We start from the raw sequence: 26601 nt of genomic DNA on the forward strand, positions 1-26601 counted from the left end.
GAAGCGCCCGGTCGCCGGTCGTCCCGGAACGCTTTGCGACGACCGGGCCGGGGGCACCCGGCTCCCGGCCCGGCACACTCGTCGGCGTGTTCCTCCTCGGTCAGCCGCGCGGTGCCCCAAGCTCCGCCACCAGCAGCATGTTGGTCGGCAGTTTCGCCTCGAACAGGTCGGTGAACACGGCCTTCCCGGCCGAGAGCACCGCCGGGTCCAGAGCCTGGCCCGCCTCGGCGCTCTGCCGCTCGATGGCCTCCAGCATGTGCAGTTGGTGCGCCGCCGTCTCCGGCGTGATGTCCCGGTACTCGATCGGAAGCAACCGGACGTCGATGAGGCAACGGAAGTACTCGTCCAGCTTCAGGAACGGCACGTTCATCGAGAGCCGCCGGTAGGCATCGAGGACCTGACGCTCCCGCTCGTTCGGCGTGGTGATCTCCACCCGGTCGGTCAGCACCAGCCGGCCGCCCGGCCGCAGCACCCGACCGATGTGCTGGAAGGCCCGAGGCCGGTCGTTCATGTGGACCAGGGACTCGATCGCCATCACCGCGTCGAAGGACTCGTCCGGATAGCTCAGTTCCTCGGCGTCGACGACCTCGAAGGTCACCTGCTCCGCAACACCCGCACGCCGCGCGGACTCGGTGGCCGCCTCTATGAGGTTCGGGCTGGTCGCGATGCCCACGACATGGACGTCGGCGGTCTTGGCCAGCCGGATGGCCGGCGCGCCCAGGCCGCAGCCGACGTCCAGCACGCGCGCCCCCGGCTTGACCGCGAGGCGCTCGATCACCATGTCGGTCATCCGGTCGGTGGCGTCCTGGAGCGAGCTCTCGTCTTCCGGGGAGGACCAGTACCCGACATGGACGTTGTCGCCGACCAGCTTGTTGATCAGCGGAATCGACGTGTCGTAGAAGGCCGCGACATCGTCCTTGGTCGGCACGAACGAGGAAGCCGGGCTGTCGGTCATCAGTGCTTGCCTTTCAGAACCGGGGCAGGTGTGGATTCGGGAGCGGGTCCTAGACGGTGATGGGCACGTCGGGGAAGTAGGTGTGATCGGGCGTGAGACGTACCTCGCCGCTGAGGACGCCGTTCCACACGAAGCCCTCCCCGTGGTAGCGGGGCGCCATGTAGGACCAGCGCTGGTTCGCCGCGCTGATGTGCTGGAACGTCTCCAGCACCGCCAGCAGGCCGGGGCTCTCGGCCAGCGGGGAGGCACGGATCTCCTCGTACTGCCGGACCGCCCGGTCCTGCCTCTCGTCGATCAGGAAGGCGACCTTGTCGATGGCCTGCTGCAGGGTCAGCCCCTCGACGCGGCGCAGGAGGCAGATCGCGTTGTTGTGGTCGCCCCGGGCGCACTCCGCCCGGAAGGACAGCAGGTCGTTCGGCAGGTACCAGTGGTCCATGATGCTCTGCCAGTACTGCTGCACCAGCGGGTGCTTGAGAACGTCGGTCTCCAGATCGATGCCCATCACGTACTCGGTGACCACGTGGAAGAACAAAGTGGCGGAGCTCCCGCCGCTCGCCCGCATCTCCATGTAGCTGTCGAGGTCGGTGATCTTGTGACTGAGCAGGTTGGATGCCTCGTCGCGGATCGTCTCAAGGCTGTAGTAGTTGAACGCATCAACCAGTTTGGCGAACATCGCGGGGGAGGACTTTGCGCTGAACCGGGCAATCAGGTCGTTGATGCTGTCCATGGCCCACGGCTCGTCCGGCGCCTCCCCGCCCTCCAGCATGTCGCGGAGCTTGCCCAGGTAACCGTCGACCTTGGCCTGGCGCTCCGAGTCCGTGCTGCCCGGGGTGGTGCGCAGTTCGGCCACGTCACTGTCGTGGATGAAGAGCCAGTCCGTCAGGTTGCAGATGTCCAGCACCCGCTCGGTGTCGAGCTTGTAGTAGGCCATGCTGACGAATATCGCGCTCAGGTTGTTGCGCAGGATGCGGTCGGCCACGTCCGGATGGCGGGGAAGGAGCTTGGTGCGCACCCAGTCCTCGTGGCGGCGGAGGATGTCGTAGTACTCGGGGTGCAGACCGCAGGTGAAGCGCTGGGCCAGAGCCGGAAGCCGGACACGCGTGTCCTGGCCGATTCCCGGGCAGGGGGGAATGTCGTCAGTCATGGGTGGTACTCCTACGTGCGGATGCGCAGACAGGGTTCGATGAGCAAGTGACGTGCGGCACTCAGGACGCGTGCGGTCAGGACGCGCCTGTGCTCCGGGCGTCGGCGCCCGCGTGCGGGCAACCGTCCTGACCGGTGGCCGGGGCCTGCGAAGAAGCGTGCCGCTGGACAGGGGCGGGACGGCGCCGGGCGATCAGGGTGAGCCCGACGGGCTCCAGCAGTGCGGCGCTGCGGGTGCCGACCTTGGCACGCGGCGGCCGGCACAGCCGCCAGCCGGCAGTGATGGTGGCGAGGGCGATGGTGGCCTCGGTGAGTGCGAAGTTGTTGCCGATGCACTGGTGGATTCCGGCCCCGAAGGGGAGGTAAACCTCACGGGGCCGGCCGGTCGAGGGCTCGGGCAGCCAGCGGTCCGGGTCGAACCGCTCGGGGTCCGGGTAGAACCGGGGGTCGTGGTGGATGGAGTAGGGGCTGAAGAACACGTGGGTGCCACGCGGGATGCGGTGACCGCCCAGTTCGGTGTCCTCAGGGGTGATACGCGGCAGCAGCCAGGCCGGCGGGTAGAGGCGCAGCACTTCGGTGATGACTCGGCCCAGGTACTCCAGCCGCGGCAGGTCGGCAGCGGTCACCGGCCGGCCGTCGAGGACCTCGACGACCTCGCCGTGCAGGCGTTCCTCGACGTCCGGGTGGGTGCTCAGCAGATGGAGCGCCCAGGCCAGCGTGGTGGCCACCGTCGCGCTGCCGGCCGAGAACAGAGTGACGACCTCGTCCCGCAGCTCTATGTCGCTCAGCGGTTCGCCCTGTTCGTCGCGCGCCGCAAGCAGCATGGACAGGAAGTGATCGGGGTCCGCGTCCTGCAGCTTGCGGTGCTCGGCGACAACCAGGTCACCCAGCCGGTGCAGAGCCTGCTGGGCGTCGCTGAATCGCCGGTACTCCGGGGTGGGCAGGGTGTGGGTCCAGGACAGCGGGATGACGCTGCGCCAGCCGATGCCCTTCGAGGCAGTGGAGACCGCCCAGACGATCCGATCGGTCATCTCGTCGGTGAACCGGTCCCCGTAGAGCATGGTGCCGATGACCTGGACGGCGAGCTGGAAGAGGTGCTTGTGGATGTCCTCCGGCTGCCCGCTGCGCCAGCGTCCGGTCATCGCCTCCGCGGCCTGCTGCATGCCCGAGTGGTAGGCCGGCATCCGTGAGCGCTGGAAGGCGGGCTGCATCAGGCGACGCTGCCGGCGATGGAACGTCCCTTCACTGATGGCAAGTCCGTTGCCCACGAAGGCGCTGCTGATGTCGTACAGCGGACCCGCCTTGATGAAGTCCTTGGTGCGGGAGACGAGCAGTTCACGGACCAGGGCCGGGTCATTGACGATACGAGCCTGGTTGGGGCCCAGACTGATGGCGGTGATGTCGCCGAGGGCACGCTGTTCCGACAGGAACTTCAGCGGCCAGGCGGCAAAGCCGACCGCGTGCCCGAGGTAGGGGATGTTCCCGGGGACGGTGCGGGTCTTGGTCTGCTGTGCTTGCGGCATATCAGAAATCCTCGGACTCAGCTGCTGTCTTTCGGACGACTCGGACGACTCGGACGACTCGGCCGGCTCAGGCGACTCGGGCGACGCTGGTGATGGCGAGCTCACGCAGGACATCCGTCGCGACCGGCCGCAGGGGGGCGGCATCCAGGCTCTCCAGCGCGCGTTTGTGCCGGACCGTGATCATTTCCTCGACGGCCTCCACCGCACCGGTCTCGACGAGAATGGCGCGGATTTCTTCCGCCTCGTCGGGGCCGAGTTGCGGACTGCCCAGATGTGCGCGCAGATAGGCCGCCTGGGCGGGGGTGGCTCGCTCGTAGGCCGTCGTGATCAGAACGGTCTGCTTGCCCTCGCGCAGGTCGTCGAGGGCCGGCTTGCCGGTCTCCCCGGGGTTGCCGAAGACACCGAGCAGGTCGTCCCGCAACTGGAAGGCCTCACCGAGCGGGAGCGCGTAAGCGGACAGGGCCTGCAGTTGGTGCTCGTCGGCGTTGGCGAGCGACGCACCCAGGTGGAGCGGACGCTCGAAGGTGTACTTGGCCGTCTTGTAACAGATGACCTTCCAGGCGAGCTCGGCCTCCGGGGACCGGGAACCGGTCGACGCCAGGTCGAGGTACTGGCCGACCAGGGTCTCGGTGCGCATCGCGTTGAGCGTCGTCCACGGTGTGGCCGCTTGTTCCTCGGCCGGACTGCCGAGGTAGAGCAGGTCGTAGGACCACCCGAGGGTCAGGTCCCCCAGCAGTATCGCGGCGTTGGTGCCGAGGGCCTCGGCCTGCGGATGGTGGCCGTTGCGGGCGGCGAGCATCCGGTGGGCGGTGGGCAGGCCGCGGCGAAGGGCGGAGTTGTCCATGATGTCGTCATGGATGAGGGCGAAGACGTGGAACAGCTCCAGTGAGGCCGCCATCCGGAACACCATCCGCGGCGGCAGCTCCCGGCTGATGGCCTGCCAACCGGTGACGCACAGTACGGGCCGGACCCGCTTGCCCCCGGCAGTCAGCAGATCACGTAACAGGCCGGTGAAGAGGGTGAGTTCAGGTACAGAGGAGATTCGTTCTTGCTCGTCGAGGAATTCGTGGAGCAGGTTGTCGACCGCTGCGCGGATTCCGGACGGATCGAGAGGTATGGGGACATCCAGAGTGGTCACGTCGTGCACGGTCCGTTTCACGATGGTCTGGAACTACTCGATGGAATCACTGGTCCGGGAGGGATCGCCGGCCGGCGAACGGAGGCTCGGCGGGCCACCGTCGTCCAGGGCAACCGCTAGCTCCAGGACGCTCCGAGAGCTTCTGCCGCCGCGACGCCTGACGCGCAGCCGGCCTCATGGAAGCCATTGCCGTGGTAGGCGCCGGCCCAGGCGATCACCTGGTCGGACAGCCCCGGAAGCCTGCGCTGAGCAGCCACGCTCTCCGGCGTGAAGACCGGGACCTCGTAGGTTTCGCGTACCACCAGCTTGTCCGGATCGATCGTGTCCGTGGGGTTGAAGCTCTTCAGGTACCGGACGTCGGTGTCCAGGTGCTGTGACATCGTCACATCCACATGGCAGTCGGTGAACAGCGGCCTCGGGGTGGCGCAGGAGACTTCCATCAGCAGGGCGCTGGACAGTTTGTCCGAGGACAGGATGCTGCTGTCGGTGTGCAGCGCCATCTCCACCTTGGCGTACTCGAACGCCCCGATCACGGCACGCTCGGCGGCGGTCGGATTGGTGAGCATGCGCAGCGCCTGGGGCGGGTGCACCGCGATGACGGCCTTGTCGAAGTGGTGCACCTCGGCAGATCCGTCCCGGACTTCGACACCGTCCCCGCTCCGGGTGACCGACCGTACCGGCGTCGAGGTCCGGACTGCCGAAAGGCCGGCGGCGACTCGTTCGACGTAGGTACGGCTGCCGCCATCGACCACACGCCAGGCCGCGCGGGCCTCCGGTCGGCCGAGCGGGCTCATCGTGGCGGCGAGGAAGCCGGCCGGAACACGGTTGAGGTCCGCTGCGTGGAGCAGGAACCACGGCCCGATCCGCGGATAGAGGTGGTGCCGGGTGAAGTACTCCGAGTAGCCCTGCTCGCTGAGCAGTTGACCGAGGGTCAGCCGATCGGGGCCCGAATCGGCCAGTTCGGCCATCTGGGTGCCGAAGCGCACGACATCGGCGACGAAGGTGTTCCAGGTTGCCTGGTCGGTGTTCTTCGGGCGGGCAGGCAGGCCCTCGGCGCCCAGCGTGTCACCGTCCAGGTGCGCGAAGTCGCAGTCGCGGCAGACGAGGTCCGCGCTCTGTACCGCCGGCTTGCTTGTGACGCCGAGTTCCGCGAAGAGCCGCATGAGGTTCGGATAGGCAAGCTCGTTGAAGCCGACAAAACCCAGATCGGCCGGAAAGGACCCGGCCATTCGGGTATCCGCGTTACCGCCGAGGCGTTCTTTGGCCTCGAATAACGTTACGTCGAACTGCTTCTGCAGAATATGGGCCGCGGTCAGTCCGGACACTCCCGCACCGATGATGGCCACAGTCCGTCTGGTCACAAGCGTTCCCCCGTTGCATTTCGTACGGTCGGGCGAGCCGACACTGCGTTCATGCCTCGCACATCAGTCTGACCCCTATGAGCCCCAGAGTAAACACGCCATGTAGTTTGGCCGAAAGCCGACAGTGCGCGCTCGTTCGTGATGCGGGCCCGGTCGACTTTCCATTCTCGGGAAATTTTTACTGAGGTCCGGAATATGGGCCCGTCCTTGGACATCGGGCGCCAGGTCCGCATACCGGTTGCTGAACACAAAGGTGGCGGCCCACCAGGGGTGGGCCGCCACGGCGACGTACTCGTACGGGCCAAGAACTGCTCAGGAGGAAATCTGCGCGACAGCGCCGCCCCGGCTCTCCAGGACGTGACCGAGGAGATGCTGCGCACGGTTGGCGGCGAGGCGGTATTCCTCGACGCTGAGCGAACGGCCGACCGCCGGCGTCGCGCCCCTGGAGATGACCAGTTGGACCGCGTCCTCGGACTGCTCCACGGAATGGAGCGTGCCGGGGTGGCAGGCGTAGATGTTCTCGGGAGCGAACTGCCTCACGTACCAGGGGGTGTCGGCGCCCACGTCCCCGCCGTGCCGGAACGCCTCCAGTTCCATCGTGCCGCCCAGGGTCAGCACAACGGACTTCTCCGCCGGATCGCGCGGTACCGCCTCGCCCTCGCCCGCGATGCGGAGGTGGACCGCATAGTCCTTCTCCACGTCGGAGGTGAGGGCGAGGTAGGTGAGTCCGCTGCCGGTGGCCGACGCCGGCGCATGCTCCTGCGGGTTCGCCTCGCGCAGCAGCGCCAGAGAACGGGTGAGGACGGGTTCCAGCCAGTTCTCGCTGAAGATCTCGGGATCCGCCGGCACGTCGTAGGGCGACGAGGTCTGAGCCAGCAACTGCACGACGGGGTTGATGAAAAAGTCAGGCAGCGACACCTGAGGGCCTCCTGTCGGTAATGATCCCGCGCCGTACCAGGTCGTCCCGGATGGCGAGGAACTCGTCGAGGGTGATCGGCTCTGCGCCCAGGTGGGGCTTCTTGTCCGTGGTGGGCGCCTCATAGCCGTTGAGAAGGTGGAGCATGTCGCCGGCCGCATGCCAGCGGTCCTGACGCTTGGGACCGCGGAGGAAGAGGGAGACCGTGCCCGGCAGCACGATGGTCTGGTGCACCAGTGAGTGCTGGAAGGTGTAGCCCGTTCCCGCCCGCTCCAGAGTGACGATGCCCGGAGTGACGTCCTCGGAGGTGAAGTCACCGGCCTGTGCCTCGTCGGTCCGCCGGTTCCAGACGTGCAGGTAGCCGCCGGACAGCACGTGCACGCTGAACGGGTACTTGTGGTCGTGCGGCACCAGGTCCCGGTCTCGGCCGGTGAAGAAGTGCAGGCGCAGCTGGCAGCGGCGCTCCGGGTCCTCGTACAGGGAAAGCCGGTGCATCAGTGGGTGGCGTTCCGAACGGCCGAGCCGCAGCGGATCGGACTCGATGCCCAGCACGATCTGCGACAGCAGGTCGCGATCGGATCCCAGCCGGCCCAGCAGCTTCCGGGCCTGCCTGCCCGATCGCCGCGGATCGTCCCAGTCGATCTCCGAGCACGCCGCAGCCAGGTCGAATTCCTCCGAGCCGTGCGTCTCCATGGTCACTCCCATCACTTGCCGAACCTGCGATTCCTGCGTGAGTAGTCGGCCAGCGCCGCCGTCAGATCACCCCAGGTGAACTCCGGCGCGCAGGCCGCGGTGAAGTGGTACTCCGCATAGGCGGCGTGCCACGGGAGGAACCCGGACAGGTGCCGATGCCCGGCGGTCCGGATCACCAGGTCGAGCGGCGGCAACGTGCCGGTGCTCAGGTTCGCGCCGAGCTGCTCGGTGTCCAGCCGTGAGATGGTCTCGGCCAGGCTCTTGCCCTCGTCGCGAGCCGCCAGCAGGATCGAGCGCAGCGCACCGAGGATCTCGCTGCGGCCCTCGTATCCGAGCACCAGATTGACGGTGAATCCGCTGTCGTCCGCGGTTGCCCGCTCGGCGCAGGACCGCAGCTTCGCCGCCAGGCCCGCGGGCAGCTGGGCCGGATCGCCAATGTGCTTCAGCGTCGCGGCCGGAGCGCCGGAACGGCTCTGCCGGAGTCCGTCGAGCACCTGGCTCCAAACCGCGTCCATCTGTTCGTCGGACAGCGAGGCCGATGGCGGCGGAACGAAGAGCGTGACCGCTGCCACTCCCTCCGTGCGGCACCACCCGACGACCTCCAGCTGCTTCACACAGCTGCGCCGGTACGCCTCGGCCGCGGATGTCCCGTTGGCGTCGGCCCAGCGGGTGCCGCCGTCCAGGATCACCCCCAGATGGTGCGGCGTCACCTCGCCCCCACCGGCCCGGGTATGGCGTCGATCAGCCTGCTCCCGATGAGCTGGGCGCGCATGGCCCGGTACTCCTCGATGGTGACAGGCCGCTGGCCGTTGGCGTGCTTGGGCTTGCCGAGCTCGGACGGCGGCGGCCAGTTGTCGGCCTGCGGCAGCATGTCCAGGGCCGCGTGCGACCGTTGTTTGACCCGCGGTCCACGCATGAACAGCGTGACGGTGCCCGGCACCATGATCGTCTGATGGATCAGCGGGTGACCGAAGGTGTAGCAGGTACCAGGACGTTCGATGGAGACGATTCCGGGACGGATGTCGTTCCCGGTGAACTCGCCTTCCCCACGGTCCGCGCGGCGCCGCCACACGTGGACATAGGCGCCCTGCAGTACATACGCGGTGAACGTGTACTTGTGGTCGTGCGGCACGAGCTCGCGCGAGCCGGGGGACATGTGCAGACGGATCTGGAAGCCGCGCGAGTCGTCCTGGTAGAGGATCAGCCGGTTGATCAGCGGATGGATCTCGCTGGCCGACAGTCGCTGGTCGTCGTGTTCGATCTCGTGGACCAGCCGGGTGAGCAGTTCCCGGTCCCTGGCCAGCCGGGTCAGCACGGAGCGGGCTTGGCGATGCCCGGTGCGCAGGTCCGTCCAGTCCAGGGCCGGCAGGTGGTCGATCCAATGCGGTCCGGGGTGGATGGCGAGCTGGTCTGTCACTGGTACTGCCCTTCCCCAAGTTCGTCCATGGCGGCGAGAATCCGGTCCACGGCCGTCCGCAGGCCGCCCTCGCGGTCGTGCGGCGGGAGGTCCACCCGCAGACAGCCCCATTGCGTGGCGATCTCGTCGAAGATCTTCTGGCTGCGGCTCTGCAGTTCCACGTACGAGTCGCGCCCGTTGGCCCGGCCGACCGGGCCGTAGTGCTCCATCCCGCCGACCCTGCCGTGCTGGGCGACCCGGCGCTGGTAGGCGATCTCGGGATCCACCTGCACCAGCACCGGCACGGCGGTAGCGGGATCGGGCCGCAACGCGGTGATCCCCGCCTTCAGCACCGCCTCCAGGCTGTCGTTCAGCTGCTCCCGCGAGCCTGCCAGGGAGGCGGCGAGCAAGTAGAGCTTCACCACCATCTTGATGCCGTGCGTGTCCTCGATGACGACGTTCCCCGCTCGCACGGCGGGGGCCACCACCGCCTCGCGGAACGCCAGGTGACCGGCGATCTCGCAGAGTATGGAGGCGATGAGCGCGTGCGGGTCGTTGCCGGTGATCGCGGCTGCGTCGAGGATCCGCTCGAACCCGGTGGACATCACCGGACCCGCCGGTGGCGGGAAGTGGTCACCGAGCGTGCCGCCCTCGGCGAGGTCTGCGAAGCCGTACAGGGTGCGCAGGGATCCCTCGTAGAGCGCGGCCATGGTGTCGCCCACGAAGTCCCGCGGACGCGTCTTGAGGTACTGACGCCGCGACAGCAGCAGGGCCTGCGCCCCGCGCTCGGTCAGTCGCCGCTCCAGTTCGCCGGCGAGCGTGGTCTTGCCGACGCCGTCGATGCCGATGAGCCCGATGGCACAGCCGGGGGAGAGGGAGGTCGAGGCCACCGTGGAACCGTTCCTGTCCATGCTTGTTCACCCCACCGACGCGGGCAGCCGTGGGGAGCGCGACCTCCGGAAGTGCGCGAGCGCCTCGCCGAGTGCCGCCTGGTCGAAATCCGGCCAGAAGACCGGGGTGAACCAGTAGTCGGTGTGCATTCCGGACCACAGCATGAAGCCGGAGCTCCGCTGTTCACCGGAGGTGCGGATGATCAGCTCCGGCTTTGGTGCGCCGGTGCCGATGGCGTCCGAGATCGCCTCGACGCTGAGCCGCTCGGCCGCTTCCGAGGCCGAGAGGCCCTCAGCCTCGTACTGCGCCAGCACGCTCCGGCAGGCGTCGACGACCTCCTCACGACCGCCGTAGCAGACGGCCAGGTTGACCTCGAGACCGGTGGCCGCCGCGGTGTCGGCCACCGCGCGGTCGAGGATGCCGAGCAGCGGTTGCCGGACGGCGTCGCGGACCCCGAGGTGCCGGATGCGCCAGCTGCCGTATGCGGTGAGTTCGGCCACCGTGTCGGCGATGATGCTGATCAGTGCGTCGACCTCGGCCGGATCCCGTTTCAGGTTGTCCGTGGAGAGCATCCAGAGCGTCACGGCCTCGATGCCGAGACTCTCGCACCACCGCAGCACCTCAGGGATCCGGGAGAACCCGGCCCGGTGGCCGTCGGAGGCCGACAGGCCACAGGCCCTGGCCCAGCGCCGGTTCCCGTCGAGGATCAGGCCCAGATGTCTGGGGACCGAGCCACCGTCGGCGGGGTGAGACACGGCAACGGCCCTGGAGCCGCCGATCAGCGATGCGGCGGCCGCGGAACGAGCGTCGGCGGAGTCGGTGTTGGTGTTCAAAGCGTCCGCTCCACACCCCAGACGGGTACGCGCTCGAAGAAGGCCACCGCGTCCTCGCGCCAACGAGGGCGCCAGCCGGCCGCCTCCTTGCAGGCCAGTTCCGCGTACCGGTGCATCTCCGAGCGGAGCCGGCGGTCCACACCGTGGCGTGCGGCGATCTCCCGGAGCCGGTCGATGTCCTGGTTCGTGCAGTCGGGGCTGCCGAGAACGGACTCGACCTCGGCCCGCTCCGGCTCGGAGGCCGCGGCCAGCAGGGCCCGGATGGCGTAGGTGCGCCGGCCGTCACGGACGTCCGCCGTGTTGGGCTTGCCGGTGACGGCCTCGTCGCCGAAGAGACTGAGGTAGTCGTCGCACATCTGGCCGGAGATGCCGAACATGAGCGCGTACCGGCTCAGGGTCTCCGCGTAGCGGGCCGGGTCCTCACCGGCAACCAGGAGGCCGAGCTGGACCGGAGCCAGCGCGGACGACCGCGAGGCCTTGTAGTCGGAGACGGAGTGAAGCAGCTCCTCGCTGGGAATCCCGGGGAAGTCCCGTTCGAGGTCGAAGATCTGGCCCACGAAGGTTGCGGCGGCGGCGCGCGTCTGGACGTCGACCAGGGCGTGCCGCAGTTGCACGGGCAGTTCCGCGTCGAGCAGGACCTGCAGTGAGAGGAAGGCCGCCAGGTCGCCGGCCAGCAGCGCCAGACCCAGCGCGGTCTGCGGCTGCTCGGGGAACTCCGTCCGGTAGGCGTAGTACGTGGAGGGACCACCACGACGGGTGGGGGCGTCGTCGATGATGTCGTCGTGCACCAGCAGATGGGTCTGCAGCAGCTCGATGCTCAGCGCCGCTTCGTCGAGACCGGGCACGCGCTCGTCGGTCACCAGGCGGGCAGCCTCGTACATGAACGCCACGCGCTGGCGCTTGCCGCCGCGCAACGAGAGGTCCTGCAGCAGGTCGAGGCAGCGGGGGGTGAACCGGCTGAGTTCAGGACCGTCGAAGTCACTGCGGAGCGTCTCGAAGTACCGTGTGAAAAGCCCGGTGAAGTGCCGCTGGTAGTCCGCGATCCGATCCTGCATCTCGCGGGTCACTGTGTCGATGTCGGTCAAGACGGGCGCCTCTCGTGAGGGATCGTGCTGGTGTCGAAGGGGTCGGGCGGATCCAGGACGCCGAGAGCCGACAGGCGGTCCCGCAGCCGGACGTACTCGTCGAACCCCAGGCCCCGCTCGCCGTCGGTGTGCCGCCGCTCCACCGGCGCCACCGGATCGGCCGCCGCGTCGACGACGAGCCGATCGAGCATGTCGAGGGCGGCGTAGGACCGTGTCTGTTGCTTCGGGCCGCGCATGAAGAGCGTCACCGTGTCGGCTTCCATCACCGTCTGGTGGATGAGCGAGTATCCGAGGGTGTAGCAGGATCCGACGCGCTCGTTGGTCACCAGCCCGAGCGGCGCCTCGTCGGAGGTGAAGTCACCCTGGTAGGTGCCCTCGCGTCGGCGCCAGACATGCGTGTAGGAGCCGCGCAGGATATAGGTGGTGAACGAGTACTTGTGATCGTGGGGGATCAGCTCGTTGGTGCCGGGCGACACATGGAGCCGCAGGTAGATGCCGCGCTCCGGATCGCGCCAGAGCGTCAGGCGGTCCATCACCGGATGGTGGTCCGCGTCCGCCAGCAGTTCGTTGTCCTCGGCGAGTCGATCGACCAGTGAGGTCAGCAGTGAGCGGTCGGCGGCCAGCCGGCGCAGTACCGACCGGCACTGCGAGTGGGCCGCCCGCAGATCGGTCCAGTCGATGGTCACCTCGGTGCTGAGCCAGTGCTGATCGGCCGCGTTTGTCGGCATTCCGGTTCCTCTCGGACGACAGCCGGTACGGTGGGATCTGATGGCCCGTCACCAGTCGGCGTCGGTGACGAGCTGCCGCACGGCCGGCAGGGCGCCGCTGAAGACGTCCTGGAACCAGCCGGAGAAGCTGTCGACCTCCCGACGTTTGCACAGCTCGTCGGGGGCCACCAGGGCGAACTCGGCGACCTCCGACGGATCGGGGCGCGGCTGGGCCCTGACCAGGCCGACGAAGAGGTGGTTGTACTCGTGCTCGACCAGCCCTGACTGAGGATCGAGATGCCGGTACGTCACGGTGCCGGCCTCCATCAGGAGCGCCGGGGCCACTCCCAGCTCCTCCCCGACGCGCCGGGTGGCCGCCTGGAACGGTGCCTCCCCTGGAAAGGGGTGCCCGCAGCAGGCGTTCGACCAGACACCGGGGAAGTGGTATTTCGACAGTGCTCGGCGCTGCAGCAACATGCGCCCTCTGCCGTCGAACAGGAAAACCGAGAACGCTCGGTGGAGCCGGCCCGGGGACTGATGTGCGGCCAGCTTCTCGGCGACCCCGGTGGTCACTCCCCGGGAATTCACCAACTCCAGCATGATCTGCTTCGGGGAAGCAGACTCTGTCGCTTCCGGGGTGTCTTCGGGCAGGTGTGACTGGCACTCCACGTGATTCCCCCATGAATAAAGACTCGTTCACGCAGCGAGTCAAGATGCCTTCAAGGCAGTCGCCGAGGCAGAAGTTGTGTTCCGGCTCATGAGCGCCTCACGGCGCTGCCGTTCGATCATTGCCCCGTACGCGCTTCACCGAATGTTTCACAGCAGGGTGCGCGTCTGTCAACCCAAAAGCAATCTCGCATTTGCCGAAAGCATCCTTAAAGGTCCGACTTGCGGCAAATGGTCATACTTGTCCGCTTCGCGGCATCCTGGAGAAGTGTGGCCCTCCGGCGCGCCTCGACGTCAACTCCTTTGTGTGGGGCGTACTCTGATTGACGGTCATGGGTTCGATGTGGAGACTGGGCGGCCACAGAACTCAGGTTGAGTAGTGGTACGGGGGAGCAAGAGTGCAGGCCTCGACGGCTGGGCAGCCGCCGGCGACCGTCACGACGGTCGAGCGGTTCGACGCCTTTCTTTCGACTAACGAACTGACCAAAAGTCAGGTTCTCGATCAAGTGGATGACTCGTTCGGTGATCCACTGCTGATTATCGCGGCCGGCTCGGTGATTGCCGGATTCGGTAACGCGAACAGCGATTTGGATCTATATGTAATCGTCCCCGATGAGGTGGCGAGCACGCTGCCCCTCATGGCATATCCAAAGGGTTCCCGGGTCGATGTGGTGCTGCACGGAGTCGATCAGGTTGCCCGTCGCCATGAGGAGTTGACCACCACTCATTGGCCACCCCCCGAGGTCGGTCCTGGTGACCTCGGGACCAGGCGCCAAGTGCTGGACAGTATGAGTCGGTTCGGGCTCGGGCTGCCGTTGACCGGCACGCCCGAGTGGTCCGCCTGGCAGCAGCGGCTCGCAGGCGAGCTGGCCGGATGGATCAGCTCCTGGTACGCGGCCGAGGCGGTCCGCAAACGGATCGCCGCCCGCGAGTTCGCCGGACGCAAGCCACTCGTGGCGGCACTGCGGATCGGGGAGGCGCTGGCCGCTGCCCTGGAGCGGCGGGCCGTCGAGCGCGGTGAGGCGTACTTCAAGCCCAAGTGGCTGGGGGAGAAACTGAGCAGGCTCAGCGACCGCGAGGGCCTCGCGGCGTTCGAGCTCGCGATGTGCCCACCTTGCTCCCCGGACGACGTGCCCGCCTATCTGGCGCGCGTCGGCGAACTGCTCGACCACTACCTGCTGGATGTGGACAGCTCCGCCTGGCGGGTGAAGCTCAGCTGTGCGCGGGGCACCGACCGGTACGCCTTCGGCGGGGACCAGTTGGTGTCACGCTGGGGCCTGCGCACGGTGTCGGTGCCCGCCGGCGGGCCGGTCGACACCGGCACCGCCTGGACCTACGCGGTGGACGAGGACTGGCATCCGGACGTGGCGGCGCTCTTCGCCGAGGACCTGCTGTGGCTGGGAGTGGAGTGCCCCTCATGACGGTACGAACCAGCCCCAGCCTGCACCAGCATGTGACCCACGTCAGTCACGGCGCGCTGCTGATGATGGTGGGTGCCCAGTCGGCACTGGAGGACATCGAGGGCGGAGTGCAGGCCGGTCAGTGGCACCTGGTGCTCGCCCAGACCCGCTATCTGGTGCTGATCTGCTGTCAGGTCCGCGGGCTCCCCTTCGGGGCCGAACCGTACGTCGCCGAGGACGGCGGGGCGATCGACCCGTGCACGCACGTGCCGAGAGCGGACTGGGAGTGCGCCCACCAACTCATCGCCGACGCACGCGAATTCGCTGGCCGCGCACCTGCCGGTGACCGTGCCCGCGACTGGCTGGAGCGGGTGCGCGCCTGGGTCGACGCCACTGAGGCCACCCTCGGTCTGACCGAGCCGCTTCCCCAACTCCGCTCGCCTGACGGCATGTTCGGTGCGCTGCGGCTCGTCCGCGGCTGGCATGGACTCGCCGACGAGCTCGGCCTTCCGCCGCTGCTCCCTACCGAATGGACCAAGCCACTGTGAACGGGCCAGGAACGATGCTGGTCACCGGGGCCACCGGCGTGGTGGGCGTGGAAATCGTGGAGCGCGCCCGGGCCGCCGGTTGGCTCGTCACCGGCTGCTCGGCCAGGGGCGGCGCCGACGCCGTCGCCTGGCGGATGTGCGAGACACCGGTCCCCGAGCGGCTTCTGGCCGAGTCCTGGGACGTGATCGTGCACGCGGCGGCCCGGCCGCGCTGGAACCTGCCGGCCCAGGAAGCGAAGGATTCCAATGTCGCTCCGGTGGCCGCGCTGCAGCCGCTGGTGGGGAGTTCGACCCATGTCATCCACATCTCAACGGCCTACGCGACCGGCCTGCGCGGCACCACGCAGTCGACGGATCTGACTGACTACCGCAACACCTATGAGTGGTCCAAGGCCGAGGCGGAGCGGGAGGCGGTTCGCCGGTACGGGGCGACCGTCGTTCGTCCGCCGCTCGTGGTCGGCCGGCGCTCGGACGGGATGGTGAGCCGGTACTCCGGCCTGTACACGGTGATGCAGTCCGGTGTGACAGGCCTTCTCCCGGTGTTCATCGGTGAGGTGGACGCCCCTGTGGAGGTCGTGTCGACCTGCGACATAGCCGACTGCGTGCTGCACATCGCAGCGACGGGTGGCAGGGACGAACCGGTGGTGCTGGGGGCGGGTGAGCGGGCGCTCGGGCTCAGGGGGGTCATCGACTCCATGTACCTGGCGCTGAACCGGTGGCGGGTGGCCGCCGGCCACGAGCCGCTGGAGACTCCCGGGTTCGTCACGCCGGAGCAGTGGTACCGCTTCTATTTGCCCTTCGCCAAGCCTCATCTGACGTCTCGTCAACTCCGTCAGATCGATCTGCTCAGCGAGTTCATACCCTACATGTCGGTGGCCGAGCCGATCGGGGTCAACTGGCAGGTCGACGATCCCGCAGGCGCCGTCCAGGCCGCGATCGCGGCCTGGGCCGAGCGGCGTCCACACCTGGCGAAGAGCTCGCCGCGGCCATGGATGGGGGAGGAGGCGGCGTGAACGACGCCTATGACTACCGGCGGGGCTTCGACGCCCCCTGGCCGGACACCGAGTACCTCCTGCCGGAGAGGGTCACCGCGCAACTGGCCGCACTCGCCGAGGAGAACGACGCGAGCGGGCGACTGGCCGACCGCAGCATCGAACTGCTCAGGGAGAACGGGTACTTCGGAGCGCCCGTGCCCAAGGACTTCGAAGGGGGCGGGGCGTCCGTCACCGAGTGCTGCGCGCTGCAGCGCCGGATCGGTGCCGCCGATCCCGCGCTGGCGATCGCGGTGAACATGCACCTGTTCTCGGTCGGAGTGGTCGTCGAGCACTGGCGGCGGGAACGCGACGAGTCGTGGCTGCTCCTGGAGGCCATTGCGAGCCAGAACCGCATCGTCGCGTCCGCGTTCGCCGAGCCTGGACTCAACGGCAGCCTGACCCGCTCCAACACCAGGGCCCGACGGGTCGGTGACAACTGGATCACCAACGGGGTCAAGGTGCCCTGCTCGCTCGCCGAGCGCAGCGACCTGCTGTGCCTGCAGATGGTCGACGAGGCCGGGGGCCCAGAGAGCCTGCTGGTGGCACTGGTGGTGAACGGAAGCCCCGGTGTGGACGTGGAGCGCACCTGGAACACCCTCGGCATGCGTGCATCCGAATCCGACACGGTGCGCTTCACCGACTGCGAGATCCCGGACGACATGGTCTTCCACCGCAGTGAGCCGGGTTCGCTCGGTGACGAGGTCTTCGCCGCCGGACTGGGCTGGTTCTGCGCCACCGCCACCGCCTGTTACCTCGGTGTGGTCGCGGGCGCGGTGGACCAGGCGCGTACCGCGCTGGCCCGGTCGCGGATCAGTCACCTGGACGCGGCACGCGCGGAGCTGCCCTCGTTCCAGTCCGCCCTCGGCGACATCGTCTCCTCGGTACTGCCATTGGAGGCCGCCACCGCCGGTCTGGCACGGCAGCTGGACGAGCACCGAACCGACCCACGCAGCCTGGTCCCGGCCATGCTCGCGCTCAAGGACCAGGCGGCGCAGACGGCCGTCCGCGCGGTGGAGCAGGCCGCGGAGCTGGTCGGTGTCGCGTCGTACTCCGCGACCGGCCCCGCCTCGCGGCTGGTCCGGGACGTGCAGGCGGCCCGCTTCCACCCGCCGACCCGGTTCGCCACCCGGCAGCTGCTCGGGCGCTGGGCACTCGGTCTGCCATGGAGTTTCGAACTCGCGGAGCGGCCGACGGAAGGAGCTTCCTGATGGACCTGCTCGACCTTGTGCGCGACCACCAGTCCTCGGGACGTGCCCTGCTGTTCCGGCTGATGGGGGCGACGGATCCCGAGGTGTCCGGTGACGGCTCCTGGGTGACCACGGGCTCGGGTGCGCGCTACCTCGATCTCGGCTCCTTCTCCGTCTTCCTGCTCGGCCACGGCCGTGCCGAGGTGGTCGAGGCCGTGACGCGGCAGTCGACCCGCCTGTCGGGCGCGACCCGAACGCTGCCCAACGCGGAGAACGCCCGAGCCGCGGCCGACCTGGCGACGTCCGCCCCGTCGGGGCTGGACAAGGTGATGCTGCTCAACTCGGGTGCCGAGGCGGTGGAGGCGGCCATCAAGCTGGCCAGGGCCCGCACGGGACGCGTCCCATTGGCGCATCTGGCGGGTTCGTTCCACGGCAAGACCGTCGGCGCGCTGAGCCTGACCGACGCCACGCTGTTCCGTGACGGCCTCGGCCCGCTGCTGCCCGAGGTGGTCCGGCTGCCCCGGGACGATGCCGACGGTGCCGCCGAGATGATCCGGCGGCACCGGCCGGCCGCGGTCTTCGCGGAGCCGGTGCAGGGTGAGGGCGGGGTCCATCCGCTGGCGCCCGAGTACGGGGCGGCCCTGCGTGAGGCCTGCTCCGAGGCCGGTTCGCTGCTGGTGTTCGACGAGATCCAGTGCGGCCTGGGCCGGTGCGGCTCGTTCTGGGCCCACGACGACCTGGGTGTCCGCCCGGACGTGCTGCTGTCCGGAAAGGCTCTCGGCGGCGGGGTGATCCCCGTATCGGCGCTGATCGCCACCGAGGACGCGTTCCAGCCCTACGATCGGGACCCGCTGCTGCACACCTCCACCTTCGGGGGCAACCCGCTGGCCGCTGCGGCGCTCACGGCGACCTTGAAGGTCCTGGCCGCCGAAGACGTTCCCGGTCTGGCCCGTACCGCGGGGGCGCGGCTGGCGGAGATCCTCGCGGACCTGGTCAGCACCTGGCCCCGACTGTTCGTGAAGGTCACCGGCCGGGGCGCACTGCTCGGGCTGCACGGCACGCAGCCGGACGTGGCCGGCGAGATGATGCGGGCCGCCCTGGCGGAGGGCCTGTTGCTCACACCGTGCCTGACGGCGCCCTCGATCCTGCGGTTCACGCCGTCGGCCTTCATCGGGGCTCAGGAACTGGCATTCGTGGCGGAGAAGCTGCACGCGGCCGCCCGGCGGACTCAGCGTGAACTGGACTGATACAGGGGGGAGACGGCAAAGTGCCGATCGTTACCGTATCCGAGCGACTGATCGCTTCGGCCGACGACGTGTGGAAGAGGATCTGCGACATCGAGTCCTATCCCGCGTTCATGGATTCGGTGATCAGGACCCGGGTGCTCTCCGAGAAGGTCCGGCCCGACGGAACCACTGAGGCGGTGACCGAGTGGGAGGTGCTCCTCAAGGGGTCCGTGCTCAAGTGGAGCGAGCGGGAGCACCGTGACCCGTCGAAGTGGCGTCTGACCTATGAGCAGGTGGCCGGAGACCTGGAGCGGTTCTCCGGCTTCTGGCAGGTGACGAGGGTTACGGAGCAGATCACCGAGGCCACGCTCGAGGTGGACTTCGAGATCGGTATCCCGATGCTCCGGCCGATGCTGGAGCCGGTCGCAGTGCGGGCCATCGAGCGCAACTCCTCGGACATGCTGGTGTCGCTCGGGCGGCGCGCCGACTAGTGGAACGAGGCCTGGAGATCGAGCGGCTACGGAAGTCGTTCGGTGAGCTGCATGCCCTGCGAGAGCTGACGCTCTCCGCGGACCGTGGCCGGATACTGGCCGTGCTCGGTCCGAACGGGGCGGGGAAGACCACGCTGATGTCCGTCATCGCCGGTCTGCTCCGCCCCGACGGGGGATCGGTACGGGTGCTCGGCACCGACGTGGTCAGTGGTCGGAACGCGCTGCGCGGTCGGCTGGGACTGGCCGGACAGGAGATCGCGGTCTACCCGGTGCACACGGTCGAGGAGAACCTTCGCTTCTTCGGCTCACTCGGCGGGTTGCGCGGCAGAGAGCTGAGCGAGTCCGTCGAGCAGTTGATCGACGCGCTCGATCTGACCGGACAGCGCAGTCGGCGCGCGGCGGAACTCTCCGGAGGGCAGCAGCGCCGGCTTCACGCGGGCTGTGCACTGGTGCACCGGCCCGACGTCGTCCTGCTGGACGAGCCAACCGCGGGCGCGGACCCGCAGACACGGCTGCGGCTACTGGCGGTCGTGCAACGGCTGGCGGCGCGTGGAGCGCTCGTCGTCTACACCACGCACTACCTTTCCGAGATCGAGGAGTTGGGGGCCCGGGTGGTGGTGCTCGCCGACGGGCGGATCGTCGCGGACGGCACGGTGGACGAGCTGATCGCCCGGCACACCCAAAGCGAACTGGTTCTCCGCTTCGCGGGCGGCGCACCGGAGATGCCCTGGCCGGGGGCGAGAACAGTGGCCGACACCGTCTATCTCCCGACTGCGCAGCCCGCTGTCGACATCGTCAAGGCGCTGGAGAGCCTGGCCGATCACCGTGAGAGGCTCCACGGCGTCGAAATCGCCCATGCGGATCTCGAACGGGCCTACTTCAACATCCTGGCGAGGGAGGCTCCTCATGGCACGCGTACTAGCTCTGCTGCGGCATGACGCGACCTGGCTCCGCCGGGAGCCAGCCCCGCTGGTGACGGTGCTGCTGACGCCGTGTCTGCTCATGCTCTTCATCAAGCCGCTGTACGCAGGCGCGCTCTCCCAGCTCGGTTACCGGCACGCCGACGGCGCCCAGTTGGCGGTGCCGGGTATGACCGGCATGTTCTCCTTCTTCATGACCGGTCTGGTCACCGAGTCCTATTTCCGCGAGCACGGCCTGCACACCTGGCAGCGCCTGCGGCTGTCCCCGCTCCGCACCTGGGAGCTCGTCGTGGGCAAGGCGGGGCTGTGCGGGGCCCTGGTGGTGGCCCAGTGTGCGTTCCTGTTCGTGCTGGGCTGGCTGACCATCGGCCTGCGGGTGCGCGGTTCCCTGCTCGCCCTGCTCGTGATCATGGTGGCGTTGGCCGCCTGTGTGGTCTCCTTCGCGTTGGCCCTGTGCGCGGTCTCCCCGAGCAGACGGCAGGCGTTCGCCGTGGAGCGGATGGTCACGCTCACCTGGACGGTCTTCGGCGGAGCTCTGGTGCCGACCGAACTGATGGCCGGCTGGATCGGCTGGGTGGCCAGGTTCACGCCTGTGTACTGGGCAGTCGGCGGCTTTCGGAAGGTAGTGCTGGACGGCGCCGGCGTTGCCGACGTGGTGTCGAACGCCGGCGCGCTGCTCGCCTTCGGGGCGGCATTCACCACACTGGCGCTCTGGCGGTTCACGATGGACACCGATCGAAGGCACTGGGTATGACATCCAGCACAGACCCAAACGTCACCGATGACGGAGGCCAGAGCGGAATGACGATCGCGTACGAGCCGTTGCAGCGTTTCGCTTCCTACGGGATCCTGCGGAGGCCGAACGCGGTGCTGATGGTGCGGATCGGGCCGTCCTCCAAGGACGACCACGGGCGGTGGATGCTGCCGGGTGGCAAGGTCGAACACGGCGAGCATCCCCGGGAGACGGTGGTGCGCGAGTTCAAGGAGGAGACCGGATACGACGTCGAAGCCGGTCATCTGCTGGATCTGGACGCCGAACACCGCCTGCTGAGCATGGGCATCGACTTCCATGCCATCTTCGCCCTCTACGAAGTCGAAATGAGAGGCGGTGAGCTGACGCACATCGGCCATGGCGGCGTCGACGCCTCCGCCTGGATCCCGTTCTCCGACCTGGCCGACTTGCCCATGCTGCCGCCGATCCGTAGCGCGCTCAGGCGCCATCTCGGCCCGTCGGCCGGGCTCGGCGAGGCGTAGGCCTCCACCGTGCTGATCCGGTGCTGACTCAAGGCCGCATGATCCGGTGTTTCTGCAGTCGGAGAGGCGGCTTCGCATATCAATAAGGCATGGCATCTTAAAAGTTGACTCTTGGACATGAGCGGTGCCCGGCTGTTTCGCTGTGCCCGTCGAAGATCGCAGGAAGGCGATCAGGCACGGACGACCAGGAGGACTGTGCTCATGACCAGCCCCGACCACTCCAACTTCCTTGCCCGGCGAGGCCTGTTCAAGGCGGGCCTCGCCCTCACCACCGCGGCCGTGGCCGCCACCGCGGTCTCCGCACCCGCCGCGTCTGCGGCTCCCCGGACCGAAGTCCCCGGAGCCGACGCCGAGTTGGCCGAACTCGAGCGGCGGCACGGCGCTCGGCTCGGCGTGTACGCGCGCAATGTCCGCACCGGGCGGACCGTGTCCCACCGGGCCGGGGAGCGGTTCGCGATGTGTTCGACGTTCAAGGCGTTCGCCGCGGCGGCGGTCCTGCGTGACCAGGGCGGCTGCGCACCGCTGGACAAGGTGATCCACTATCCGCCGCACGACATCCTGCCGAACTCGCCGCGCACCGCCGAGCATGTGGACACCGGCATGACGGTGGCGGACCTGTGCGCGGCGGCGATCCAGTACAGCGACAACGCGGCGGGCAATCTGCTGCTGCGCCAGATCGGCGGCCCCGCCGGGCTCACCCGCTTCTTCCGGTCGCTGGACGACGGGGTGAGCCGGCTCGACCGGTGGGAGACGGACCTGAACACCGCGATCCCCGGCGACCCGCGCGACACCACGACCCCGCAGGCACTCGGCCGCAGCTTCGAGCGGCTGACCCTGGGCCGGGCCCTGGCCGGCGCCGACCGCGAGCGGCTCGTCACCTGGCTCAAGGGCAACACCACCAGTGCCGCGCGGTTCCGCGCCGGACTTCCGCGCGACTGGGTCCTGGCGGACAAGACCGGCACCGGCGACTACGGGACCGCCAACGACATCGGCGTGGCCTGGACGACCCGGAAGACACCGGTCCTGCTGACCGTGCTGTCGACCAAGAGCGCCCAGAACGCGCCGGCGGACGACGCGCTGATCGCGGAGGCGGCACGGATCGTGGCCCCGGTCCTGGCGCCTGGCGAGTGATCCCTCGAAATTCACTCCAGCCATCGCGCGCGCCGGTCTGTTCGCCGGCACGCTCGTCGCGCTGTCCGGAACCACTGCACAGGCCGCGACGGCCACCGTGCAGTACGTGTCGCCGAGCGGCACCGACAGCGCGGCCGGCACACAGTCGGCGCCGACCACACTCACCTCGGCCATCAGCCGTATCGCCCCGGGCGGGACGATCTACCTGCGCGGCGGGACGTACGGCTACTCCTCGACGGTCACCATCCCGGCCGGCAGCAACGGCACATCCAGCGCCCGCACCACCCTCACCGCCTATCCGGGCGAGAAACCCGTCCTGAACTTCTCGGGCCAGAGCGCGAGTTCGTCCAACCGAGGAATCCAGCTCAACGCCAACTACTGGCAGGGCGAGAACGCCGACGGCTTCGCCGCCAAGCTCACCACCGGCACCGGGAACGTGTTCCGCTACGACGTCTCCCACAACGACATCGACGACGGCTGGGACCTCTACACCAAGACCGACACGGGCGCCATCGGCCCGGTGACCATCGAGTACTCCCTGTCGCACGGCAACGGCACGCTCACCGACGGCACCCAGAACCCCAACGGCGGCCGCAACGGCTACAAGCTCGGCGGCGACGGCATCGCGGTCAATCACATCGTGCGGCATGACATCGCCTACAAGAACGGCCACCACGGGTTCACCTACAACAGCAACCCCGGCACGATGACCATCTCCAGCAACGCGAGCATCGACAACACCGAGCGCAACTTCGCCTTCGACGCGGGCACTTCGGTGTTCCGCAGCAACACCTCGTGCCGCTTCGCCGTCAGCGGCCCGAACGACAAGACGGTCGGCAACTCCGACAGCTCCAACCAGTTCTGGACCGGTAGGAACGGCTCCCGCTGCGCCTCCTACTCCGGGGCCCTCGGCTGGTCCTTCGCCTCGGACGGGCACCTCGTGGTGACCTTCGGCGGCTCGGTCGTGACGCCATAGCCGGCCCGGCGTACGACGGTCTCCCGGCGGGACGCCGCTTCCGGCGGCGTCCCGTTCGCGCGCGGTGCTAGACCTTCGGACGCGGGTCACCCGGCTCCAGTGCCGAAAGCTTGTCCGGGTTCGTGACCAAGTACACCTCGCGGACCTGTGCGCCGTCCGGGTCGAGGTCCATGACCATCACCGCGTGCGGGGCGCCGTCCTCGAACACCACCACGGCCGCGTCGCCGTTGACGTCCCGGTGCTGGAACTCCAGCCCCGCCGCCGCACGCGTGGCGTAGCCGGTCAGCGCCCGTGCCACCTTGTCCCGGCCGCGGATCGGCCGTGGTGCCGCCTGCGCCTTGCCGCCGCCGTCCGTCCACAGCGTGGCCTCCGGCGCCAGGATCTCCAGCAGCGCCCCGAGATCCCCGCCGAGCGCGGCGGCCACGAACCGTTCCGTCGCCTGCCGCCGGACCCGGGGATGGGCCTGATAGCGGGGGCGCCGGGCGCGCACATGGGACCGGGCGCGGTGCGCGAGCTGCCGTACGGCCGCGGGGCTGCGGCCGAGGATGTCCGCGATCTCGGTGTGCGCGTAGCCGAACACCTCGTGCAGGACGAACACCGCCCGCTCCAGCGGCGTCAGGGTCTCCAGCACGACCAGCATCGCCAGGGACACCGATTCGGCGCGCACCGCGCCCTCGGCCGCGTCCTCGCCGGCCGCCGGACCGGCAGGGCCGTCCGTGAGGAGGGGTTCCGGCAACCATGGCCCGACGTAGGTCTCGCGCCGCCGGGCGATGCGCGCCCGCCGCGCGAGCGCGTGCCGCACGGCGATCCGCACCAGATAGGCCCGCGGATGCTCGATCTCCGCAGCCTGCCCCGCCTCCCCGGCACCCGACCGCCCCGCCCAGGACAGCCAGGTCTCCTGCAGCACGTCCTCGGCGTCGGTGACGGAGCCAAGCATGTTGTACGCCACCGCGAACAGCAGCTCGCGGTGGTCGAGGAACGCCTGGGTGGCGGCGTCCGTCCCCGCGGGCGTCCGGTTGTCGGCCATGGCATCTCCTCACGACGTCTGCCTACCCAGAGGGGCCGGGGCTCCGGAGTGTGACATCGGGGGCGGATCTGTGCCGTACGTCTCATCCTGCGCCCACGCTGTCACACTCGCCGCCCTCCCGGCCCTCTCGGTCCACGGCAGCAGCACCACGCAGCGAAGGAGCAGCCCATGCGACTCGTCGTCTTCGGCGCGAACGGGCCGACCGGACGGCAGGTCACCGAGCAGGCGACCGCCGCCGGACACACCGTCACCGCCGTGACCCGCCACCCCGACGCCTTCCCGCTCGACCACCCCCGCCTCACGGTCGCGGAGGCCGACGTCCTGGACGGGGCGGCGGTCGACCGTGTCGTCCCCGGCCACGACGCGGTGATCTCCACGCTCGGCGTCCCGTACGGCCGCGCCCCGGTCACCGTCTACTCGACGGGCCTCGCCCACATCAGCCGGGCCATGACCCGGCACGGCGTCCGGCGCCTGGTGTGCGTCAGCTCCACCGTCCTGTTCGACGTGCCGGCACCCGGCGAGGGCGTCTTCTTCCGGAAGGTGCTCGAACCCTTCTTCGTGCGGGTCGTCGGGCGCACGGTCTACGACGACATGCGCCGCATGGAGGAGATCGTGCGCGCGAGCGGTCACGACTGGACGGTGCTCCGGCCGGCCTCTTCGACACGAGCGAGGTCAGCGACTACCGGGTGGCCCCCGGCCGGCTGCCCGGGCGATTCACCTCCCGGGCCGACCTCGCGCACGCGCTCGTGCGCGAGGCCGTCGCCGAGGGGCATGCGCGCGCCTTTCTCGACGTGCGTACCACCGAGGGCACGCCGCGCTTCCTCGACCTCGTCAAGAAGGAGGGATTCGGCAGGTGAAGCGCGCCGGTCAGGCAGGCCGGCCGCCGTAGGGGACGGTGATCAGCTCCATGGCGTGGCCGACCGGATCCATGAAGTACACGCCGCGGCCGCCGTCGTTGTGGTTGATCGTGCCGGGCTGCTTCTGATGCGGGTCGGCGTAGTGCTCGATGCCGCGGTCGACGATCCGCGCGTACGCGGCGTCGAACTCCTCCTCGGACACCAGGAAGGCGTAGTGCTGGGGCGTGATGTGCTGCTCGGGGATGGTGGCGAAGTCCAGAGTGACTCCGTTCGCCAGGGCGACCCCGATGAACGGGCCCCATTCCGCGGTGATCTCCAGACCGAGCAGACCGGTGAAGAACTCGGCGGACTCCCGGTTGTCCCGGGCATGAACGATGGTGTGGTTGAACTCGACCGACAAGGAATGCCTCCAGGGCATGTCCTGGCACCTCCATGCCTCACCCAGCCGGTGACCGGCACGCGATGCTGTGATGATCATAGCCCCCGGGTCCGCGGCGTCGAGCAGCCGAGCGGAGAGGGCAGGATTCGAACCTGCGTGGGCCCCTGAGGGGCCCGACCGTGAGCCGAGCTCGCTGGTCCCCGATCAACCACTCCGGGCACCTCTCCCTGTGACCGGATCCGGTGTCCCGTGCCGGTCACAGGAAGAACAGTGGCAGGAGCCGCTGACCGCGCGCTGACCCGCCGCTGACGGGCGCCGTCAGACGCCCCGGTGTCAGGAGCCCCGGTGCACCACGTGCCCGCCGGTGACAGTCAACGCCACCGGGGACTCGGCGAGTTCGTCGCCGGGCGCGTGCACGGGGTCGACGGCCGGCGCGGTGAGGTCGGCCCGGCAGCCGGGCGCGACCCGGCCTGCCACCTCGGCCTCGCCGGCGGCGGCCGCCGCGTGGCTGGTGCAGCCCTCCAGCGCCTGCAACGGCGTCAGGCCCGGCCGGCGAGCCGCGGCGCCCTTGGGCCGGCGGGCCGTCGCCAGCACGGCCCGGACGTCGTAGTGCGCGATGGGCCAGTCCGAGCCGAGGGCGAGCGTGGCGCCCGCCTCCCGCAGATCGCTCAGCCGCCAGGCACGGGCGGCCCGCTCGTCGCCCAGCCGGCGGGACCACTCGTCGCCGCCGCCGTCGCGCGTGTACCCGGTGTGCGGCGGCTGCAGGGAGGCCGCGACCCCCAACTCGGCGCAGCGCGGCAGGAGTTCATCGAGAGCGGTCTCGATGTGCTCGATCCGGTGGGCGCCACGCCCGCCCGGCCCGAG

The 26601-nt window shown here is 69.1% G+C and carries 28 protein-coding genes and 3 pseudogenes; 13 read left to right on the forward strand and 18 right to left on the reverse strand.

Annotated elements, in window-relative coordinates; genetic code table 11:
* Positions 1–100: 100 nt before the first annotated feature.
* The 14 genes from ACZ5NH_RS04950 to idi all read right to left on the reverse strand — a co-directional run bounded on the left by ACZ5NH_RS04950 (position 101) and on the right by idi (position 13241).
* The gene (locus tag ACZ5NH_RS04950) at positions 101–955 is read right to left on the reverse strand and encodes a methyltransferase domain-containing protein (protein ID WP_468772992.1); all 855 of its coding nucleotides are present in this window, start codon (positions 953–955) and stop codon (positions 101–103) included.
* 49 nt (positions 956–1004) lie between these two features.
* Positions 1005–2099 (reverse strand): terpene synthase family protein, encoded by a 1095-nt coding sequence (locus ACZ5NH_RS04955; protein WP_468772993.1) that lies wholly within the window; start codon positions 2097–2099, stop codon positions 1005–1007.
* Positions 2100–2175: 76 nt separating this feature from the next.
* The gene (locus ACZ5NH_RS04960) at positions 2176–3621 is read right to left on the reverse strand and encodes a cytochrome P450 (protein WP_468772994.1); all 1446 of its coding nucleotides are present in this window, start codon (positions 3619–3621) and stop codon (positions 2176–2178) included.
* Between the two features lie 67 nt (positions 3622–3688).
* Entirely contained in the window at positions 3689–4759 is a 1071-nt protein-coding gene (locus tag ACZ5NH_RS04965; RefSeq protein ID WP_468772995.1) for a polyprenyl synthetase family protein, read from the reverse strand.
* A 116-nt stretch (positions 4760–4875) separates the two neighbouring features.
* Positions 4876–6120: an NAD(P)/FAD-dependent oxidoreductase gene (locus ACZ5NH_RS04970; RefSeq protein WP_468772996.1), complete on the reverse strand. Its 1245-nt coding sequence runs from the start codon at positions 6118–6120 to the stop codon at positions 4876–4878.
* A gap of 312 nt (positions 6121–6432) precedes the next feature.
* On the reverse strand, positions 6433–7038 hold the full coding sequence (locus ACZ5NH_RS04975; RefSeq protein ID WP_468772997.1) for a hypothetical protein: 606 nt from the start codon (positions 7036–7038) through the stop codon (positions 6433–6435).
* Positions 7025–7729, reverse strand: coding sequence for a hypothetical protein (locus tag ACZ5NH_RS04980; protein WP_468772998.1), 705 nt, complete (start codon positions 7727–7729; stop codon positions 7025–7027). The genes ACZ5NH_RS04975 and ACZ5NH_RS04980 overlap by 14 nt, the downstream gene beginning before the upstream one ends.
* Before the next feature lie 11 nt (positions 7730–7740).
* Positions 7741–8439 (reverse strand): polyprenyl diphosphate synthase, encoded by a 699-nt coding sequence (uppS, locus tag ACZ5NH_RS04985; RefSeq protein WP_468772999.1) that lies wholly within the window; start codon positions 8437–8439, stop codon positions 7741–7743.
* Complete coding sequence (locus ACZ5NH_RS04990) at positions 8436–9146, reverse strand: hypothetical protein (RefSeq protein ID WP_468773000.1); 711 nt, start codon at positions 9144–9146, stop codon at positions 8436–8438. The genes uppS (ACZ5NH_RS04985) and ACZ5NH_RS04990 overlap by 4 nt, the downstream gene beginning before the upstream one ends.
* Positions 9143–10036 carry a nucleoside/nucleotide kinase family protein gene (locus ACZ5NH_RS04995; protein ID WP_468773001.1) on the reverse strand — a complete coding sequence of 298 codons (894 nt, stop codon included), beginning with the start codon at positions 10034–10036 and terminating at the stop codon, positions 9143–9145. The genes ACZ5NH_RS04990 and ACZ5NH_RS04995 overlap by 4 nt, the downstream gene beginning before the upstream one ends.
* A gap of 6 nt (positions 10037–10042) precedes the next feature.
* Positions 10043–10849, reverse strand: a complete 807-nt coding sequence (gene uppS / locus ACZ5NH_RS05000; RefSeq protein ID WP_468773002.1) for a polyprenyl diphosphate synthase — start codon at positions 10847–10849, stop codon at positions 10043–10045.
* Positions 10846–11904 (reverse strand): polyprenyl synthetase family protein, encoded by a 1059-nt coding sequence (locus tag ACZ5NH_RS05005; RefSeq protein WP_388625985.1) that lies wholly within the window; start codon positions 11902–11904, stop codon positions 10846–10848. Before ACZ5NH_RS05005 ends, uppS (ACZ5NH_RS05000) begins: the two co-directional genes overlap by 4 nt.
* A gap of 26 nt (positions 11905–11930) precedes the next feature.
* A complete protein-coding gene (locus ACZ5NH_RS05010) occupies positions 11931–12662 on the reverse strand; it encodes a hypothetical protein (RefSeq protein WP_468773003.1) in 732 nt (243 codons plus the stop codon).
* A gap of 48 nt (positions 12663–12710) precedes the next feature.
* The gene (gene idi / locus ACZ5NH_RS05015) at positions 12711–13241 is read right to left on the reverse strand and encodes an isopentenyl-diphosphate Delta-isomerase (RefSeq protein WP_468773004.1); all 531 of its coding nucleotides are present in this window, start codon (positions 13239–13241) and stop codon (positions 12711–12713) included.
* A gap of 854 nt (positions 13242–14095) precedes the next feature.
* On the opposite strand from idi, the gene ACZ5NH_RS05020 reads away from it, so the two are divergent.
* The 11 genes from ACZ5NH_RS05020 (at position 14096) to ACZ5NH_RS05070 (ending at position 23474) form a co-directional block, all read left to right on the forward strand.
* A complete protein-coding gene (locus tag ACZ5NH_RS05020) occupies positions 14096–14728 on the forward strand; it encodes a hypothetical protein (protein WP_468773005.1) in 633 nt (210 codons plus the stop codon).
* Entirely contained in the window at positions 14725–15255 is a 531-nt protein-coding gene (locus ACZ5NH_RS05025; RefSeq protein WP_468773006.1) for a hypothetical protein, read from the forward strand. The genes ACZ5NH_RS05020 and ACZ5NH_RS05025 overlap by 4 nt, the downstream gene beginning before the upstream one ends.
* 14 nt (positions 15256–15269) lie before the next feature.
* On the forward strand, positions 15270–16268 hold the full coding sequence (locus ACZ5NH_RS05030) for an SDR family oxidoreductase (RefSeq protein ID WP_468773007.1): 999 nt from the start codon (positions 15270–15272) through the stop codon (positions 16266–16268).
* A complete protein-coding gene (locus tag ACZ5NH_RS05035; RefSeq protein WP_468773008.1) occupies positions 16265–17497 on the forward strand; it encodes an acyl-CoA dehydrogenase family protein in 1233 nt (410 codons plus the stop codon). Before ACZ5NH_RS05030 ends, ACZ5NH_RS05035 begins: the two co-directional genes overlap by 4 nt.
* Positions 17497–18723 carry an aspartate aminotransferase family protein gene (locus ACZ5NH_RS05040; RefSeq protein ID WP_468773009.1) on the forward strand — a complete coding sequence of 409 codons (1227 nt, stop codon included), beginning with the start codon at positions 17497–17499 and terminating at the stop codon, positions 18721–18723. Before ACZ5NH_RS05035 ends, ACZ5NH_RS05040 begins: the two co-directional genes overlap by 1 nt.
* A gap of 20 nt (positions 18724–18743) precedes the next feature.
* Positions 18744–19193: a type II toxin-antitoxin system RatA family toxin gene (locus tag ACZ5NH_RS05045; RefSeq protein WP_468773010.1), complete on the forward strand. Its 450-nt coding sequence runs from the start codon at positions 18744–18746 to the stop codon at positions 19191–19193.
* Entirely contained in the window at positions 19193–20131 is a 939-nt protein-coding gene (locus ACZ5NH_RS05050) for an ABC transporter ATP-binding protein (RefSeq protein ID WP_468773011.1), read from the forward strand. Before ACZ5NH_RS05045 ends, ACZ5NH_RS05050 begins: the two co-directional genes overlap by 1 nt.
* The gene (locus tag ACZ5NH_RS05055) at positions 20100–20867 is read left to right on the forward strand and encodes an ABC transporter permease (protein ID WP_468773012.1); all 768 of its coding nucleotides are present in this window, start codon (positions 20100–20102) and stop codon (positions 20865–20867) included. The genes ACZ5NH_RS05050 and ACZ5NH_RS05055 overlap by 32 nt, the downstream gene beginning before the upstream one ends.
* 47 nt (positions 20868–20914) lie before the next feature.
* Positions 20915–21367 carry an NUDIX hydrolase gene (locus tag ACZ5NH_RS05060; RefSeq protein ID WP_468773013.1) on the forward strand — a complete coding sequence of 151 codons (453 nt, stop codon included), beginning with the start codon at positions 20915–20917 and terminating at the stop codon, positions 21365–21367.
* Positions 21368–21568: 201 nt separating this feature from the next.
* Positions 21569–22498 carry a class A beta-lactamase gene (bla, locus tag ACZ5NH_RS05065; RefSeq protein ID WP_468773014.1) on the forward strand — a complete coding sequence of 310 codons (930 nt, stop codon included), beginning with the start codon at positions 21569–21571 and terminating at the stop codon, positions 22496–22498.
* Between the two features lie 106 nt (positions 22499–22604).
* The gene (locus ACZ5NH_RS05070) at positions 22605–23474 is read left to right on the forward strand and encodes a right-handed parallel beta-helix repeat-containing protein (RefSeq protein ID WP_468773015.1); all 870 of its coding nucleotides are present in this window, start codon (positions 22605–22607) and stop codon (positions 23472–23474) included.
* A 67-nt stretch (positions 23475–23541) separates the two neighbouring features.
* On the opposite strand, the gene sigJ is transcribed toward ACZ5NH_RS05070, so the two are convergent.
* Entirely contained in the window at positions 23542–24501 is a 960-nt protein-coding gene (sigJ, locus tag ACZ5NH_RS05075; protein ID WP_468773016.1) for an RNA polymerase sigma factor SigJ, read from the reverse strand.
* 168 nt (positions 24502–24669) lie between these two features.
* On the opposite strand from sigJ, the pseudogene ACZ5NH_RS05080 reads away from it, so the two are divergent.
* A pseudogene (locus ACZ5NH_RS05080) lies at positions 24670–25110 on the forward strand (NAD(P)-dependent oxidoreductase); the annotation flags it as partial.
* A gap of 77 nt (positions 25111–25187) precedes the next feature.
* A complete protein-coding gene (locus ACZ5NH_RS05085; RefSeq protein ID WP_468773017.1) occupies positions 25188–25358 on the forward strand; it encodes a hypothetical protein in 171 nt (56 codons plus the stop codon).
* 10 nt (positions 25359–25368) lie between these two features.
* Here ACZ5NH_RS05085 and ACZ5NH_RS05090 read toward each other — a convergent pair whose 3' ends face one another.
* The 3 genes and pseudogenes from ACZ5NH_RS05090 to ACZ5NH_RS05100 all read right to left on the reverse strand — a co-directional run.
* Positions 25369–25758, reverse strand: coding sequence for a VOC family protein (locus tag ACZ5NH_RS05090; protein ID WP_468773092.1), 390 nt, complete (start codon positions 25756–25758; stop codon positions 25369–25371).
* Between the two features lie 110 nt (positions 25759–25868).
* Positions 25869–25964, reverse strand: a pseudogene (locus tag ACZ5NH_RS05095).
* A 106-nt stretch (positions 25965–26070) separates the two neighbouring features.
* Positions 26071–26601, reverse strand: a pseudogene (locus tag ACZ5NH_RS05100) (amidohydrolase family protein); the annotation flags it as partial.

The organism is Streptomyces sp. NPDC031426 (assembly GCF_055581585.1).

Coding starts and splice junctions, on each gene's coding strand:
- ACZ5NH_RS05020 (WP_468773005.1), top strand. CDS start 14,096: ATGAGTCGGTTCGGGCTCGGGCTGCCGTTGACCGGCACGCCCGAGTGG.
- sigJ (WP_468773016.1), bottom strand. CDS start 24,501: ATGGCCGACAACCGGACGCCCGCGGGGACGGACGCCGCCACCCAGGCG.
- ACZ5NH_RS04950 (WP_468772992.1), bottom strand. CDS start 955: ATGACCGACAGCCCGGCTTCCTCGTTCGTGCCGACCAAGGACGATGTC.
- ACZ5NH_RS05010 (WP_468773003.1), bottom strand. CDS start 12,662: ATGCCGACAAACGCGGCCGATCAGCACTGGCTCAGCACCGAGGTGACC.
- ACZ5NH_RS05025 (WP_468773006.1), top strand. CDS start 14,725: ATGACGGTACGAACCAGCCCCAGCCTGCACCAGCATGTGACCCACGTC.
- ACZ5NH_RS04980 (WP_468772998.1), bottom strand. CDS start 7,729: ATGGAGACGCACGGCTCGGAGGAATTCGACCTGGCTGCGGCGTGCTCG.
- ACZ5NH_RS05030 (WP_468773007.1), top strand. CDS start 15,270: ATGCTGGTCACCGGGGCCACCGGCGTGGTGGGCGTGGAAATCGTGGAG.
- ACZ5NH_RS04955 (WP_468772993.1), bottom strand. CDS start 2,099: ATGACTGACGACATTCCCCCCTGCCCGGGAATCGGCCAGGACACGCGT.
- ACZ5NH_RS05005 (WP_388625985.1), bottom strand. CDS start 11,904: ATGCAGGATCGGATCGCGGACTACCAGCGGCACTTCACCGGGCTTTTC.
- idi (WP_468773004.1), bottom strand. CDS start 13,241: ATGCTGGAGTTGGTGAATTCCCGGGGAGTGACCACCGGGGTCGCCGAG.
- ACZ5NH_RS05055 (WP_468773012.1), top strand. CDS start 20,100: ATGGCACGCGTACTAGCTCTGCTGCGGCATGACGCGACCTGGCTCCGC.
- ACZ5NH_RS05060 (WP_468773013.1), top strand. CDS start 20,915: ATGACGATCGCGTACGAGCCGTTGCAGCGTTTCGCTTCCTACGGGATC.
- ACZ5NH_RS04995 (WP_468773001.1), bottom strand. CDS start 10,036: ATGGACAGGAACGGTTCCACGGTGGCCTCGACCTCCCTCTCCCCCGGC.
- ACZ5NH_RS05040 (WP_468773009.1), top strand. CDS start 17,497: ATGGACCTGCTCGACCTTGTGCGCGACCACCAGTCCTCGGGACGTGCC.
- bla (WP_468773014.1), top strand. CDS start 21,569: ATGACCAGCCCCGACCACTCCAACTTCCTTGCCCGGCGAGGCCTGTTC.
- ACZ5NH_RS04960 (WP_468772994.1), bottom strand. CDS start 3,621: ATGCCGCAAGCACAGCAGACCAAGACCCGCACCGTCCCCGGGAACATC.